Annotated in this window: 12 protein-coding genes and 1 other RNA gene; 3 read left to right on the top strand and 10 right to left on the bottom strand. The window is 38.5% G+C overall.

What is annotated here, in order from left to right:
* Positions 1–16: 16 nt before the first annotated feature.
* Genes PYS62_RS03045 through PYS62_RS03035 form a run of 3 tightly spaced genes read left to right on the top strand, consistent with a single transcriptional unit; the run spans position 17 to position 4,004 of the window.
* Entirely contained in the window at positions 17–1,138 is a 1,122-nt protein-coding gene (locus PYS62_RS03045) for an ABC transporter ATP-binding protein (protein ID WP_066713465.1), read from the top strand.
* Positions 1,126–2,865, top strand: a complete 1,740-nt coding sequence (locus tag PYS62_RS03040; protein WP_082714290.1) for an ABC transporter permease — start codon at positions 1,126–1,128, stop codon at positions 2,863–2,865. Before PYS62_RS03045 ends, PYS62_RS03040 begins: the two co-directional genes overlap by 13 nt.
* Positions 2,865–4,004, top strand: coding sequence for an ABC transporter ATP-binding protein (locus tag PYS62_RS03035; RefSeq protein WP_066713461.1), 1,140 nt, complete (start codon positions 2,865–2,867; stop codon positions 4,002–4,004). Before PYS62_RS03040 ends, PYS62_RS03035 begins: the two co-directional genes overlap by 1 nt.
* A 202-nt stretch (positions 4,005–4,206) precedes the next feature.
* Here PYS62_RS03035 and PYS62_RS03030 read toward each other — a convergent pair whose 3' ends face one another.
* From PYS62_RS03030 to secA, 10 genes are all read right to left on the bottom strand, one after another.
* Positions 4,207–5,151, bottom strand: coding sequence for a TPM domain-containing protein (locus PYS62_RS03030; RefSeq protein ID WP_066713459.1), 945 nt, complete (start codon positions 5,149–5,151; stop codon positions 4,207–4,209).
* Between the two features lie 42 nt (positions 5,152–5,193).
* Entirely contained in the window at positions 5,194–5,757 is a 564-nt protein-coding gene (locus tag PYS62_RS03025; RefSeq protein ID WP_066713457.1) for a LemA family protein, read from the bottom strand.
* A 61-nt stretch (positions 5,758–5,818) separates the two neighbouring features.
* A complete protein-coding gene (acpS, locus tag PYS62_RS03020) occupies positions 5,819–6,229 on the bottom strand; it encodes a holo-ACP synthase (protein ID WP_066713455.1) in 411 nt (136 codons plus the stop codon).
* A gap of 1 nt (position 6,230) precedes the next feature.
* Complete coding sequence (locus tag PYS62_RS03015) at positions 6,231–7,316, bottom strand: ATP-binding protein (RefSeq protein ID WP_066713453.1); 1,086 nt, start codon at positions 7,314–7,316, stop codon at positions 6,231–6,233.
* A 14-nt stretch (positions 7,317–7,330) separates the two neighbouring features.
* Positions 7,331–8,518 (bottom strand): DnaD domain protein, encoded by a 1,188-nt coding sequence (locus PYS62_RS03010; protein ID WP_066713451.1) that lies wholly within the window; start codon positions 8,516–8,518, stop codon positions 7,331–7,333.
* Positions 8,519–8,582: 64 nt separating this feature from the next.
* Positions 8,583–8,837 (bottom strand): GNAT family N-acetyltransferase, encoded by a 255-nt coding sequence (locus PYS62_RS03005; RefSeq protein ID WP_066713449.1) that lies wholly within the window; start codon positions 8,835–8,837, stop codon positions 8,583–8,585.
* 113 nt (positions 8,838–8,950) lie between these two features.
* Positions 8,951–9,326, bottom strand: a transfer-messenger RNA (tmRNA) gene (ssrA, locus tag PYS62_RS03000).
* Between the two features lie 124 nt (positions 9,327–9,450).
* Positions 9,451–11,160: an amino acid ABC transporter ATP-binding/permease protein gene (locus PYS62_RS02995; protein ID WP_066713447.1), complete on the bottom strand. Its 1,710-nt coding sequence runs from the start codon at positions 11,158–11,160 to the stop codon at positions 9,451–9,453.
* Positions 11,161–11,162: 2 nt separating this feature from the next.
* Positions 11,163–12,893, bottom strand: a complete 1,731-nt coding sequence (locus tag PYS62_RS02990; protein WP_066713444.1) for an ABC transporter ATP-binding protein/permease — start codon at positions 12,891–12,893, stop codon at positions 11,163–11,165.
* A gap of 130 nt (positions 12,894–13,023) precedes the next feature.
* Positions 13,024–15,936 (bottom strand): preprotein translocase subunit SecA, encoded by a 2,913-nt coding sequence (gene secA, locus PYS62_RS02985; RefSeq protein ID WP_066713441.1) that lies wholly within the window; start codon positions 15,934–15,936, stop codon positions 13,024–13,026.
* Between the last annotated feature and the right edge of the window lie 120 nt (positions 15,937–16,056).

Genomic DNA, 16,056 nt, shown 5'->3' with positions numbered 1-16,056 from the left:
ATAGAAAGGTCTACTGATGGCATCTGTAACTTTTAATAATGTCAGCTTCAATTTTGGCAATAAAAAAGTATTTAGCAATCTATCACTTGAAGTGAAGGATGGCGAAATTCTTGGTATTGTCGGACCTGGAAGCTGTGGTAAAACAACGCTTATTCGTTGCTTAGCTGGTCTTTTGAATCCAAGTTCTGGTGAAATTCTCATCGACGATCAAATTGTATTCAGTCACGATAAGCATATAAGTATTAAGCCTGAGAAACGGAAAATTGGCATGGTCTTCCAAGATTATGCCGTCTGGCCGCATAAATCAGTCAGTAAAAATATTGAGTATCCTTTGGCTAAGCATAAAATTGCTAAATCCGAACGTGAAAAGATCATAGCACATGCTCTAAAGCAAGTTCGTATGTCCTCTTATGCTAACTATATGCCTGCTCAATTATCAGGTGGTCAGCAGCAACGTGTTGCAATTGCACGTGCGCTCGTATCTTCCAAGAAATTGATCGTCATGGATGAACCTATTACCAATCTCGATGCTAAATTGCGTGAAGAAATGATCGAAGAAATTCGCCAAATTCAGCACGATTTAGGTACAACTATCATCTATATCACCCACGACCAGGAAGCTGCACTAAAGCTTTGTGATCGCATAGCTATCATGCAACAAGATGGTAAAATTGTCCAAGTTGCTAATGATGAAACAATCATCAAGCAGCCAGCTAACCGCTTTGTCTTTGAGTTTATCGGTGTATCAAACTTTATTCCTTTGATTGTTAATGCTGAAAAAGTCTACATCAAGCAGCCTAAGCAAAATATCTTATGGCCTGATGCGCCAATTGATGAAATTCTCCAATTGACTAAAGCTAACAGTTTAGATATGGGTATTCGTCCGTTAGATATTGTCTTTTCCGATAATTCACCCCTTAAGGCAACTGTAAAAAGCGTTGTTTTCTTAGGCAACCAATACAACTATTTTGTCAGATTAGGTGATCTTGAACTACGTGTCCAAGTTAGTACTTTAGATGCACTTAAGCAGGGTATATTTAGCGAGGGACAAGAAGTTGGTATCAAATTTGCAAAGGCTGTCTATTATCCTTCTAACTCTGTTCTATTAGATAAGGAGAATGCAACATGCGAAGCTTAATTCAATCTTTCAAACAATCCCTTAAACGTTCAGATCTCGATAAAATGGAAGGTCGTCACTTTAGCCTCGATTTAGTTTTGACTTGGTTAAGCTTTATCCTCCTATTAGTTATCGTTGTTCTGCCAATTGCCATGATCATTATCAACGTTTTCTTCAATGAAGGCAGCTTTGATCTATCAATGTTCAAGCGAGTACTTTTAGATAAAGAAAACATCAAAGCCATGTTTAACACACTCATCATTGCCCTATCTGTCACTGTTTTGGGTACTGTTGTTGGTCTGTTCTTTGCTTGGCTTTTAGGTCGCAGTGATATTCCACTAAAAGGCCTAATGCGTTCACTCTTTACCATTCCTTATATGTTTCCACCATTCTTTGGTGCTATGGCTTGGGACTTGTTGCTCTCGCCACGCGGTGGCTATTTCAACAATTGGTATATGTCTGTAACTGGCGCTAAAAATGCACTGTTCAACATCAACTCTTTGGGCGGTATTATTTTCGTTGAAATGTCATACTACTTCCCATTCGTGTTCATGCAAGTTGTTAGTGCACTTGAACGTATGGATCCAACTTTGGAAGAATCAGCTCGTATTGCTGGCGCTAAGCAAGGTTACGTTATTGCCAAAATTACTTTACCGCTCGTAAAGCCAGCTATCGCTTCTGGTGCGCTTCTAATTTTAACCTCATCCCTCTCCCACTTTGGCGTACCATCTATCTTAGGTTTTTCCCAAAAAATCTACACATTGCCAACTCGTATTTATGACTTGATCAATCGCTCATCTGGTGATTTCCAAGGTATCAGAGAAGGTGCTGCTCTCTCCTTGTTATTGGTTGCAGTCGTCATGCTCGCCCTCGTTTTACAGAAACATGTATTAAAAGCTGGAAGCTACGATATTATCAAAGGGAAATCAATGCGCCCAATGCTAATTAAGTTACGTGGTAGCAAATGGCCTCTCTTATTCGTTGCTTTAAGTTTCTTAGTAGTTGTGGTCGTAATTCCGCTTGCCATGATCTTCTTAGTTGGTATGTTAAAAGCTTACGGCCTACCATTAACACTTAACAATTTCACATTAGACAATTTCAAGGAAATTCTAACTTCAAATAAGATGGTTACAGATTCTATTTCTAACTCTCTGTTACTGTCAATTTCAGCTGGTATTATCTGTATGATTTTAGGCGTTATCATTGCTTACGTCATCACCAAAATCCAGCCTCGTGGCAAAACAGTCCTCGAAATTATTTCAGTTTTACCCTACTCCATTCCAGGTATAGTCTTAGCAATTGGTGTTATTTTAACTTGGTCTGGTAAACTTTATTTCAACCTCTATAACACGTTATGGATCATCTTGGTAGCTTATCTAGCCCGTTACCTCGCTTTTTCCATGAAGAGTGCTTCTGCCTCCTTGCAACAAGTACACCATTCATTGGAAGATGCAGCCCGTAACTGTGGTGCTAGCCACTTTGAATCTTTGTTAGACGTTACCTTACCTCTAATTCGTCCAGCCATGGTTTCTGGTTTCTTCTTAATCTTCTTACCTGCTATGCGTGAGTTGACAACTTCTGTCCTACTCTATGGTCCATTTACCAGAACTTTGGGCGTAGCTATCTACTCACTAAAAAGTGATGGCTATATAGTTCAAGCTTCAGCTCTGGCTTCCGTCGCTATTATCATCATATTTATCTGCAATGCTATTGTGCGCTTTATTACTAAAGATAGGAGAAGCAACTAATGTCAAGCGAAATTATTTTACGTAATGTTACTAAGCAATTTACGACTAAAAGTTTAGGAACTGTAACAGCAGTTGAAAACTTTAATTTAGAAGTGAAAGAGGGCGAATGCTTCGCTTTCCTAGGTCCTTCTGGTTGTGGTAAAACAACGACTTTGCGCATGATTGCTGGCTTTGAGGATTTGTCAGACGGTGAAATTTATCTGTCAGGCAAGCTTGTTTCTAGCCGCGCCAAAAAATTGTACATTCCACCAGAAGATCGCCAACTTGGCATGGTTTTCCAAGCCTTTGCTGTCTGGCCACATATGAATGTGTTTGAAAACGTTGCTTTTCCGCTACGTGTGCAAAAGCGTCCACAAGCTGAAATTAATGAGCGTGTTCAAACGGCCCTCAAGCACACTGGCCTAGATGGCTTGGGTAATGAATATCCAGCTAACCTATCTGGTGGTCAACAGCAGCGTATTGCCTTAGCACGTGCGATTGTAACTAACCCACGTATCATGTTGTTGGATGAACCACTCTCCAACCTTGACCCTAAGTTACGTGAGAGTATGCGTTTTGAAATTAAGGCTTTACAGAAAAAGTTTAATTTCACCATCATCTTCGTCACACACGACCAATCCGAAGCAATGGCTCTGTCAGACCGTATGTTGGTTATGGATATGGGTAAGATTGTCCAAATTGGCACACCTGAGGAATTATACAACAAGCCATTGAATCGCTTCGTTCACTCATTCTTGGGTGAATCAAGTTTCATGCGTGTTTCTGTTGAAGGCGAACAACTTCGTATTGCTGGTGATACACAAGTATTAAATATCCCTATTTCAGAAGAGATGTTAAAGAAAGGGCAAACAAAGGGTTCGTTACTTTTAGCTACTCGCCCAAATACAGTTGAAATTTTGCCTGCTAACAGCTCAACTGATCAACAAGCTACATTACATGGCAGAATTATCAAACGCATTTTCTTAACGAACTTCACTGAATATATTGTGAATATCGGCACGGAAACTGTTAAAGTGCAAACTCCACACCGCATTGAATTCAAAGTTGGCGATGAATGCACCCTAATCTTACCACATGCTGTCTTCTATGAAGAAGATACAGAGGCAGAAGCGCTTCGAAACAAGCGACAAATAATTTAAGTCAGCTAAGAAGAACTTAGATTACGCAAAAGGCTCTGTTCAAAACAGAGCCTTTTCTATTGCCTAATTTTAGTAATTTAAATGTTTTTGCGCCTTTAGCATTAGATGGCATCTAATCCTTCGTCTTGAATTATCGCTTCTGGCTATCTATTCCCTATCTGTACTAAAACAGATAGGCATTATATGAGCGAACAAAAGACAATCAGCGACTAGCACCGCCACCACCAAAAGAGCCGCCTCCGCCAAATGAGCCGCCTGACGACCAGCCTCCGCCATGATTCGACCAATAAGAATGACGCCTTGCACGATTAGAATTAGACCACACATTCAGCAAAGTCCAAAATAGCATGTCATTATTGAGCCTATCCCGATAATAAGGACTTGCCTTAGCTTGTCTAATCAATGACATCACGAAACTAGCCAAAATAATTGCTAGTACAGATGAAATGAACAAAGCAGCAAGGAACGCGAATAAAATTTGTTGACCAATTGGCCGCTCATTCAAAATAACTTTTTTGCTTGGGAAAACCAGATCTGTCTGCAAAGTCTTCTTACTCTGGTCAAATGTAACATTCTTACGCACATACATCTCATTCATATAAGCTGGCCATTCAAGGTTGTATGCCTTGTAAATTTGTCGACAAATGGCGTTGAAAGTATCGTAAGCAGCCTGATTCCACTCACCTGCATTCTTAGCTTCAACTGCATAACGATCCAAAATTCGCCCAGCTTTGCCGTCATTAATGATACCTTCTAGGCCACGGCCAACTTCTAAGCGAACATGCGCATCTTCAGTCGTGAATAAAAGCAAAATGCCATTGTCTAATTTTTCATCGCCTATTTTCCACTTATTTGCCAAATTAATGCTATATTTCTCTAAGCTATCTTCATGCGTGTCGGGCACCGTTGCAACCACGACCTGCGCTTTCGTCTTTGAAGCTAAATTATTTGCTTCTCTCACGATATATTCAATCGTCGCATCATCCAAAACTGAACTGTAATCAGCGACATAAAAATCATAGGTTGCTTCTGGGTAAACAGTTTCACTTGTTTGATGAAATATTGCAAAAATAAAGCAAGTTAGGACCAGCACCGAACTACAAAAAATTGCAAATACACCCAATTTTTGTTTACTTGTTAAATGCATCTCAACCTGCTTTCTAATTTGAAAGATAAACTTCGCTCATCTCTACTTGCTAAAATCTACCGTCGGAGCAGTTTGAGCAGCCTTTGTTGCTTGGAAATAATCTACCTTATTAAACGAGAACAAACGGGCAAAAATAACACTCGGGAAACGAGAAACAGCCTGATTATTTGCTTTAGCAGCTTGGTTATATTCATCTCTTGCATAAGCTAAACGATTCTCTGTGCCGGCTAACTCATCCATCAAATTGGTATATAGCTTATCACTCTTTAATTCTGGATAATTTTCAGCTACAGCTAACAAACGACCCAAAGCAGCTTGAGTTGTCTGGCTTGCTTCTGCCTTCTCTGGCATCGTCTTAGCAGCTAAAAGCTTTGTTCTAGCTTCATTAACGGCTTTGAATACATCATCTTCATGTTTAACATAACCTTTGACCGTTCCAACTAAATTAGGTATCAGATCGGCTCTTCTCTGTAACTGACTGTCTATGTTTGCTACTTTTTCTTCCACATTGATCTGTTTCGACAACAAAGAATTATATGAAGTACCTGTCAAAACTAAGATTAAAACAACTATAATGGCTACACCAAGAGCACTTTTCTTTTTCATAAAACCTCTCTCCTTTCAGACAATTATAATTTCAACTACTAAACTATCTGTGAATTTTTATTTACCACATGATGAAAACTTGGGCTATAGCATAATGCAAGCTGTCACTTAAACTTAAAGCTATTTCCAAGTTCTTGTCTGAACTGTAATCTGATAAGCTCGCCACCTTAACTAAATTAGCATAAAAATCTGGACTCAACTTGAAGCTGACAGCCCCACTTTCAGCTTTGACTACCTCAATCTGCTGCCAACTAAAGCCTTGACTTAAGCCTGTTTTAATGGCCTTAAGCAAAGCTTCCTTAGCAGCAAAACGCTTAGCTAAATATGCCACTTGCCTTTCTGGCTGACGTAGTCTACTCCACTCAGCTTGTTCATGCTTGGTTAATAAACGTTCTAAAAGTCTTTCACCTTGCCGCATGTAAGTTACACGCATGGTATCCATTTCAACAATATCAACGCCACAACTGATCATATTAAATCCCCAAACGTAAATCAGCTGTCAAAAAATCAATCGGTTCAGCTCGATATAACAATCTGGATAAAATTCGTTCACCATAAGTTTGAACTATATCATCGGCACTCAAATTGGTAGTCAAAACCAAATGTTGCTTGGCGCCAAGCTGATTAAATAACTTCAATAAATGCGGAACTTGCAAATTGCTAACAGCCAAATCATCAATCACCAAAAGCGGAGCTTGGTAAATTAAGCTGAAACAGGTTTTGACATAATCTAATTGTCTTAAATCAGGCGCATATGACGTTTTCAAAAATTCTTGTTGCTTGAACAAATCAGCTAAGCTATCAGCTGTGATATATATGGCTAAAACGCCATGTCTAAGCACATATTCAGCAATTTTAGCCGCTAAATAACTTTTTCCAGAGCCAGCAGCGCCGGAAATAAACAAATTGTCTTTGCAATCAGCTAATGTATTACTACTAGCTAGCTCAGCTTGGATAATATTTTCTGAGAAGCGCAAAGCATACTTGTAATTCATCTCATAATTGTCTTTTTGCTCAGTAAAAACTTCAGCTGAATTTTTGAGCCGATAAATATCCAAAACTGGCTCTTCTAATCTGTTATCATCCTGATTGCTATGATTTATTTGCCACAAATTCAAACTTTGCAAATACTGACGACAAAGTTTAGGGAAACAGTTTGGGCAAGCTATCTGTTTAGGCGTAGTTTCTATCTCTGTGTTAGACTGTAATTCAATATAACCTCTATCTAAGCAAAGTGAACATTCATACAAAGCATAGTTCTGTCTTTGGCAATATTCAGCACAAGCTTGCTTAACGGCTGTATTAAAATCCTGCTCAGCTAATTTAGTCTCAGCCAATAATGCCGTATATGGTGCATATGTCTTCAAATCATGACAGTCTGCTTGGCTTACAGCCTGTCTCGTCAAATCAATCAACTTAGCATGTAAGTCCGTCAACTTAAGGCGTTTAGCTTTCAAATTAGCATCATGCGCTAAAAGCCAAGTTTTTAAGCCTGACAACTTGGTGGCCGCCTTATTTTTGCGGGCCTTATAAATATTATCCAAATAATCTAAACTCATAGCATTTATTCCAATTAATCGTATTTCAGCGTATGCTTCGAACCTTGCATCAATTTTTTATAAAAATCAGCATCATAATGCCGTTCTGTATAATTTTCTTTCTGACTACGTGGCTGATAACTAGCTAAACCTGAGCGCACATAAGCCTGCCGCTTTGGCTTTGCTTTGAACTCTTTTTCAGCTTGCTGAATCTCTTCTAATGTCTTATAACCAGAATTATGCCAACGTGTGATAATCGCATCGAACCACGTCAAAGTTGGATTGGTACTCTCAACGCTTTTACTGAAAAGATACTTTATTATTTCTTCATCATAAGCATATTCATCGAACCACTTATTCACTATCTGCATATCAGCAGTTGTCAAATTATGGCGTTGCAAATTAGCCTGCACAAACGGTCGCCGCTTTGCAATCAATTCCTGTTCGCTCAACCACTTATCAAAAGCTTCGGCGCTGGTAATATTTTCTTTATGTAAATTATCGGCTAAGCGTTGAATCTGATCTTTGTAAAGATGGCCTTCGCTCTGTAAAGTTGCAAAAATGGCATAGATAAGTGTGTTTTCAAAATGATACTCATGATGTAATTTGTCAATCAAATTGATCCAGCTATAAGAACTAAAGCCAACTAAGAAGCGCTGGTTAATAGCTTGCACCAATTCATTATATTCAGTCTCATCACTGTCTGAACTAGCCTGTGTTGAACTAAGCTCAGCTGTTGTTTGCTCAGTTTGGCCGAGCAAATTGGCATTAAGCTGCTGCTTCTTAGTTGCAAGCAAATAATCAAGCAATTTCTGGTTATTGGCTGTACAAGCATCTACTTGAGCTAAAACAAAGTTACTTCTTGTCAGATTTTGCTTCTGTTCCTCACTCATAGTTTGTAATTCTTGTTGCCACATATCAGCTAAATCCCACAATTTCTGCTGAATATCTGGGCTAACTAACCATAGGCATTGGCGAGTGTAATCAGCTTTTAATAAGCTCTGCTGTTGTAATTCAGCCGTAGCTGCTTTCAGTTCTGCTTTATATTGTTTGTTATTAACGAACTGATTCACCGGTTCTAATTCAATCTCATTGGCCTGTAATTGCCAATTCTTTCGTTGTGAACAGATAAATGACAAATGCAAATACAGTTTCCACGCCAAGGGGCTCAATGTCCCTAGATAATGTTGCATAAACTGTTCTGAAAACTGAAGAGCCAACACTTTCACCTCGTTCAACTGATTTACCTTATTTTAACATAGGCTTATCTGCCTGATTAATTCTAGATTATTTAGCAGATTTTGCTAAGACATGGGCTGCATATGAACAGGTAGCTGTCAATTCCTTGCCCTGAGCTTCTGCATAATCCTTAACAGCTTTAACCAATTTGCGCCCAATTCCCTGACCTTCCAAGCTAGGATCAACAAATGTATGATTGATGCTCCATGTATTGGCATCTACAAGTTCAAACGTAATTTCAGCGACAAAATCAGTCTCTGAACTGCCGATATAAAAACGATTTTTCCCCTGCTTAATTTCCATAGTAAACACTCCTCAACTTAATCAAAATAAGAAAAATTAGCCTACATTCCAATTAGGAAAACAAATCCGAAGCAATGCTTAACAAAAAAGCAAGTGTTCGGATTTGCATAATAGAATGGAGATGACGAGAATCGAACTCGTGTCCAAAATCGCCTTAATCAGAACTTCTCCGGGTGCAGTTCAAATTTTCTAAATTCCCCTCATAAGGTAGACTTTGAACAATCGCTTATGAAAGTAGCTTCATAGATAATTCCAAGGGCAAAGCTTAACTTGAAATTTGAAAGTTTGACCTCTAACGATCAAGGTCTGCTAGTCTAACACAATCACTCAATTAGCAGATTCATCAAGTTTGTGCGCCAAGCTTACGCAGCTACAGCGAATCTATTAGTTTTTGCAACTAAATTTTTTGCCCGTTTTTTAAAGAGGCCAACGCGCATCCTCTACCCGCTATTCCAATCTCAACAACCCTGTCGAAGCCTTTACATCCCCAAAGTTATCAAGTTGACTTGTCAAAGTACTCTTCTAAGTATAACAAAATATATTTAGTTTGTTGTAAACAAAAATTGCTGTTGCATATGTTCTTTGTATATTATGTTTTTGCATTGCAAGTTGCTTATGCTTTCCCGCAATTAACAACCTTATCAGCTATTCTCAAAGTAGATTCACGGTGTGAAACTAAAACTATAGTTTTAGTCTTAGCTTCTTCCTTAAGCTTTTTCAAAATCAAGCCTTCATTGAGGGCATCCAAATTAGATGTTGGTTCATCTAATAAGATAAGCTCTGAGTCATGCAAAAAGGCTCTCGCAAGTCCTATTCGCTGCCTTTGTCCACCTGAAAGACCAGCACCAAGTTCTTCTAATTCCGTGTCATAACCTTTAGATAAAGACATAATAAAATCATGAATAGCGGCTTTTTTTGCAGCGCTTTCAATTTCATCTAAGCTAGCATCCATTTTGGCAATGGCAATATTTTCTCGAATTGTCCCCTTAAAAAGCTGAGTGTCTTGACTGATATAGCTCTCTGTTTTACGCAAATTACTGGTCGGATACTCTCTTAAATCTCGCTTATTTAAATAAATTGCACCTGTTTTAACATCCCAAAAGCGCATTAATAATTTCAGAAACGTTGATTTTCCACAACCACTTGGGCCATAAATGCCGATAATTTGCTTCGGCAAAATATTTAACGTGTAATTAGTCAAAACAGCTTTAGGGCCATAAGAAAATGAAACAGCGTCTACTAACATATTTTCAAACGTTTCAGTCTCTATTTCACCCTCTACCTCATCAACTACGGCTTGTTCATCTAATAGAGATAGCACTCTTTCCCCACTTGCAAAAGTCAAATTCAAGCTATTAGACAAATTAGCTAAGGCAATTGTCGGCGCAAAAGAGGACATAAGTGTAATTGAAGTAATCGCTATGCCATCAACGCCTAAGCTACCTCGTTGATATAAGTTAATTGTTAAAAGTAGATTGCCACAACTAGCTAAAAAGATAGAAATTAAAGTTAACGTTTTTTGCCAAGCGCTATATTTCGTCAATTTACTTGCCTGACCTTTAAGCGAATTTGATTCTTCACTCAATTTAGCAGCCTGTTTTTCGCCATAACCTAACATCATAATATCTTCTATGCCACGCAATGATTCAAGCACGAAGCTGTCCATGTCAGACATTTGTTCACGAAAAGCAACACCAACTTTATTACCCAATTTACTATTCACCAAAGGTACGACCACTCCAACAAATAAATAAGCTAGCAAGGCTAATAAAGCAATACTCCAGTGATAATAGGCGAAAAAGACAATTAAAGCAGTGCATACAATAATGCAAATAGCAATTGGCGAAATTGTATGTGCATAAAACACTTCTAATAACTCAATATCACTCGTCAGAACTGAAATTAAGTTGCCTCTTTCTTTTACTTCCAACTTAGCAGGACACAATCTGCGCAAAGCTATAAACACCCTATGCCTGATTAAAGCTAGAATCTTAAAGGCGATATAGTGATTACAATATTGTTCCGCATAATGAAGAAAGCCTCTCAAAACAGCTACTATCACCATCAATCCTAATATGCTATTAACATTGGCAAATTTGAAGCAAAAGTTCGCATTGGATAATTTGCCTTGTTCCTGCAAAAATTTTAGCAAAGCTTGCATAGCTAACGTTGGAATGGCTGTCATAGACAAATAGCCTAAAACGCCAAACAACACAGCTAAAGCTATTACTGGTAATAAGTTGCGAATCAATTTAAGTAGCCTGCCCATAATCACTAAGCCACTTCGTCTATTAAACTTTTTATCTCTCACATTATTGCGCATACTTAATTCCCCCAACCATAATGTTCAAGCTCTGCCTGTTTATTAAATAGTTGAGCATAAGGACCATTTTTCGTAATTAATTCTGCATGCGTCCCACTTTCAACAATTTTACCCTTATCCAAAAAATAAATTTGTTTGGCAGGTACAACATTAGCAAGACGATGTGAAATTAAGCAAACTGTTTTTTTCTGAGCTAGCGCATAAATTTTCGCCATGATTATAGCTTCGCTCTCAATATCAATATTACTTGTTACCTCATCAAAGACATAAAATGCTGTTGGTTTTAACAAAGCACGCGCCAATACTAAGCGCTGTCTTTGTCCACCTGACAAATTAGCACCTCCCTCACTTATCACACTGTCTAGGCCGCCAGTTGGCAAGAAATCATCTATCAAATTAACTTCCTGCAAAACCTCTTGCATTTGTTCAGCACTAGCATCTGCATCAGCTAACTTTAAATTGGAACGCACAGTTCCCTTAAATACATAACTATCCAAGCCTACACAAGTTATATTCTGATACAAGCTCTGCCTCGTCATGCTTTTGCTATCTATGCCATTAATGAGATATTGACCACTATAATTACGCAATTTAGCTGCTAAAATATTGGCAAGGGTTGATTTACCACAACCAGATTCTCCCACAAGCGCATATAAACCCTTATCTTGCAAATCCAAATTCAAATTAGCCAGCACATTTTCTTTTTTATTTGCATAGGTAAATGACAAGTTGCAAAGTGTAATTTGCTTAAACTCAGTTGAGCAAACTGTATTACCATCTTTCATTTCTTTAGTCTGTAAAATTGCCATTATCTTATCTGTCGAAGTCATTCCATTCATTGCGATATGGAAATAAGCACCTAAGCTACGTAGAGGCAAGAAAAACTGACTAGCCAGCAAGATAAATATACAAGCTGTAGAAAAAGAAATATTTGCTAAATAAAAAGCTCGACAAGCTAGATAAATGCCAACAGCTGCTCCTCCGTATGTAAATAGATCCATGACACTGATTGAATTTAATTGCATCAACAGCACACGCATAGTAGCTATCCGAAAGCTTTCAGCCTCTTTTTCCATTTCTTTCGCTTTAATTTCATCTGCTTGATAAACTTTTAAGGTAGTTAATCCCTCGATATTTTCCAAGAAATGGTCGCTCATGCCAGTGTAGGAATTCCAATATTTAGCAATTATCCGTTTTGCTATTTTCTGCACAATGACTATCGAAACTGGTATTAAAGGTACACCGATAAACAGAACTAAACTACCTGTAAAGTAAATCGGAGCCAAGCAGATAAATAAGGTGCAAGGAGCAAGCATGGCATAAAAGAACTGTGGTAGGTAACCGCTGAAATAGCTTTCTAATTGTTCAACTCCTTCTGTGGCTAATTGCATAACTGTCGCTGTGGAAACATAATCAGCATAATTGGGCCCAATCTGTAATAATTTGGCAAATAATTTAGCCCGCAAAACCTGTTTGACATCAGCACTAGCTTGGAACGCAAAACGACTCTGTAAAATTTCACAAATACCACGGATAACTATTGCTTGTAAAAAGGCAACTAAACATAAATTAAGCCAAGCTAAATTCTGTTTAAATAATAATTGTTCTAAAAATTTGGCAAACACAAAAACAAAGACTATATGCGATAACAAACTGATCCATCGACATATGGCGACGAAAAATACGTATTTTTTAGCTTGTGGCACCAAAACCAATAATTCTTTCTTAAACATACTAGCTCGTTTCCAATTTTTCTTTTAGTTCATAAACTAATAATAGCAAAACAGGCAGCGACCAATGTCACTGCCTGCTTAACAAGTCATCCTAAACTATCTCAAGCTTAAACTTGCTTATGCTAAGGAATTAGTCATTCTTTCTGTCTTCCATCAAATGACAATCCTTGTACTTCTTGTTACTACCGCACCAGCAATTCTCGTTACGGCCAATTTTACGTTTGTCACGTTTTACAGGCATTCTTGTTTCATTGTCTTCTGCCTTTGACTCACGTTCACCAACTTCGCCAGCTGAATTTTGTTCGCTCTCAGCTGCTTGGTAAGCTGTATTTCCTTCTTCTTTGGCCTCACTTAATTCCTGCTTATTTTCGCGGCGCTCCATTGGCTTCTCAGCTGTAATTTGAGCTAACATCAACAAACGTACGGCATTTTCACGAATCAAATCGTTCATAGCCTCGAACATCGCATAACCCTCTTTAGTATATTCAACTACAGGGTCATGTTGACCATAGCCACGCATACCAATCGAATTACGCATATCATCCATAGCATCGATATGTTCCATCCAGTGATCGTCAATAACGCGTAAGAGAATAACTCGTTCAGCTTCACGCATCAATTCAGGTGCAGGTAACGCCGCCTCACGGTCAGCATAACGTTGCATTGCTTCAGTTACAATTTCATCAACTAACTGTTCCTCGGATAAACGTGCAGGATAGAATTTCTCGCCGTTAGCTAAGGTTAAGCATATCTCATCATCGCTTGCTTCTCTATTACGCAATAAGCTAGCAATCTCCAACAAACGATTAACACAATCCAAGCCACCAAATACATAACTTATTTTATTAGCTAAGGATAGATAATCTAAATTGCTGAAATCTTCGATACCGTTAGCATATGTCGCAACAATATCTTTAGCTGTATTAGAAATCAGCTTAGTAAATATTGGCTTCAAATCTTCGCCATCTAAGACTTTACGACGCAAATCGTAAATAATTTCACGTTGCTTGTTCATGACGTTATCATACTCAAAGACACGGCGGCGAATAGCATAGTTTTGGCCTTCAACTGCTTTTTGAGCATTAGCAATATTTCGATTCAAGTACTTAGCCTGAATTTCCATATTTTCATCAACATTCAACTTATCGAATAAGTTCTTAATCCAAGCGCCACCAAACAAACGCAAAAGGTCATCTTCCAAAGACAAATAGAATTTGCTCTTACCAGGATCGCCTTGACGTCCAGCTCGACCTCTTAACTGATTATCAATTCGGCGTGATTCATGGCGTTCTGTACCAATGATATATAAGCCGCCAACTTTGACTACTTGATCATGTTCATTACTTGTGATCTTCTTGAAATCGTCATATAAATTTTTGAAGCGTTCACGAATATCCAAAATAGCTGGATCATCCGTTTCATTGTAAGCATTAGCTTGCACGATCAGTTCTTCATCAAAGCCTTGTTTACGCAATTCCTGCAAAGCCAGATACTCAGCATTACCGCCTAACAGAATATCTGTACCACGACCAGCCATGTTAGTAGCAATCGTGACTTGGCCTATACGGCCAGCCTGAGCAATTATCTCAGCTTCTCTAGCATGTTGCTTAGCATTCAAAACGTTATGGCTAATACCGTTACGCTTGAACAAATCAGAAATCCGTTCTGAACTATCTACGTTAACAGTACCAACCAAGACTGGCTGACCTTTAGCCTGAGCAGCTTTTACTTCCTCAACAATTGCATTCAATTTACCGTTAATGGTCTTGAACACAGCGTCATGCTCGTCAATACGTTGCAAAGGCTTGTTGGTAGGAATAGTTACAACATCCAAATTATAAATATCTCTGAATTCTTGTTCTTCTGTTGTAGCAGTACCTGTCATACCTGACAATTTATTGTACATTCTAAAGAAATTTTGGAAAGTAATAGTAGCTAACGTCTTACTCTCTTTCTTAACTTCTACACCCTCTTTTGCCTCAATTGCCTGATGCAAGCCATCTGAATAACGGCGACCATACATAAGACGACCAGTAAAGTCATCAACTATAACAATCTCGTCATCCTGCACAATATATTGCTGATCACGAAGCATTGTACCATGTGCTTTCAAAGCGTTACTGACATAATGTTGTACATCATAGTTTGCCTCATCAGCAAGGTTTGTAATACCGAAGAATTTCTCAGTCTTCTTAACACCTCTCCGAGTCAAAACAGCTGTCTTTGCTTTCTCATCAACAACATAATCAGCATCTTCTGCATACTCATCTTGTTCAACTTTTTCATCAGTCTCAGTTAAATGTAAGGCTTTCATGCCTCTAACTAGCTGATCAGCTCGTTGATACATATCAGTAGCATCATCACCTTGACCTGAAATAATCAATGGCGTTCTTGCTTCATCGATCAAAATTGAGTCGACTTCATCGACGATAGCAAAATTCAAAGCACGTTGTACGCAACGTTCTTTATAAACAACCATGTTATCACGCAAATAATCGAAACCGAACTCGTTATTAGTACCATAAGTAATATCACTAGCATAGGCTTCTTTACGCTCATAGCTATCTTTATCATGGACAATCAAGCCAACTGTTAAACCTAAATAGCGGTAAACTTTACCCATCCATTCAGAGTCACGTTGAGCTAAGTAGTCGTTAACAGTGACAACGTGTACGCCTTCTCCGCTCAAAGCATTCAAGTAAACAGGCAAAGTTGCAACCAATGTCTTACCTTCACCTGTCTTCATCTCAGCAATTCTACCTTGGTGTAAGACAATACCACCTATAAGTTGAACTCGATAATGTTTCATGCCTAAAACACGCCAAGCAGCCTCTCGACAAGTAGCAAAAGCCTCAGGCAAAATATCATCCAAGCTCTCTCCAGCCTGTAAACGTTGCTTAAATTCAGGTGTTTTCGCTTTTAGCTCCGCTTCAGATAACTTACTGTATTCAGGCTCCAAGCTTTCGATTTTCTCAACTAAGGGCATAAGCCGCTTAATTTCGCGCTCGCTGTGTGTTCCAAAAATTTTATCAATAATTCCCATAGTTCCTTTGCGCTGACTAATTCAGCCAATAAAATATTATAGTCTAACCTGTATAATATACGGCTTTTAACAGGCAAGTTCAACCACTAATCGGTAAATTTGCTTTAAACTACGCACCGT

Source organism: Amygdalobacter nucleatus (assembly GCF_029167365.1).
Taxonomy (GTDB): domain Bacteria; phylum Bacillota; class Clostridia; order Saccharofermentanales; family Fastidiosipilaceae; genus Amygdalobacter; species Amygdalobacter nucleatus.
The sequence above is the reverse complement of the archived record's forward strand: the minus strand, read 5'-3'. Positions and strand labels throughout refer to the sequence as shown.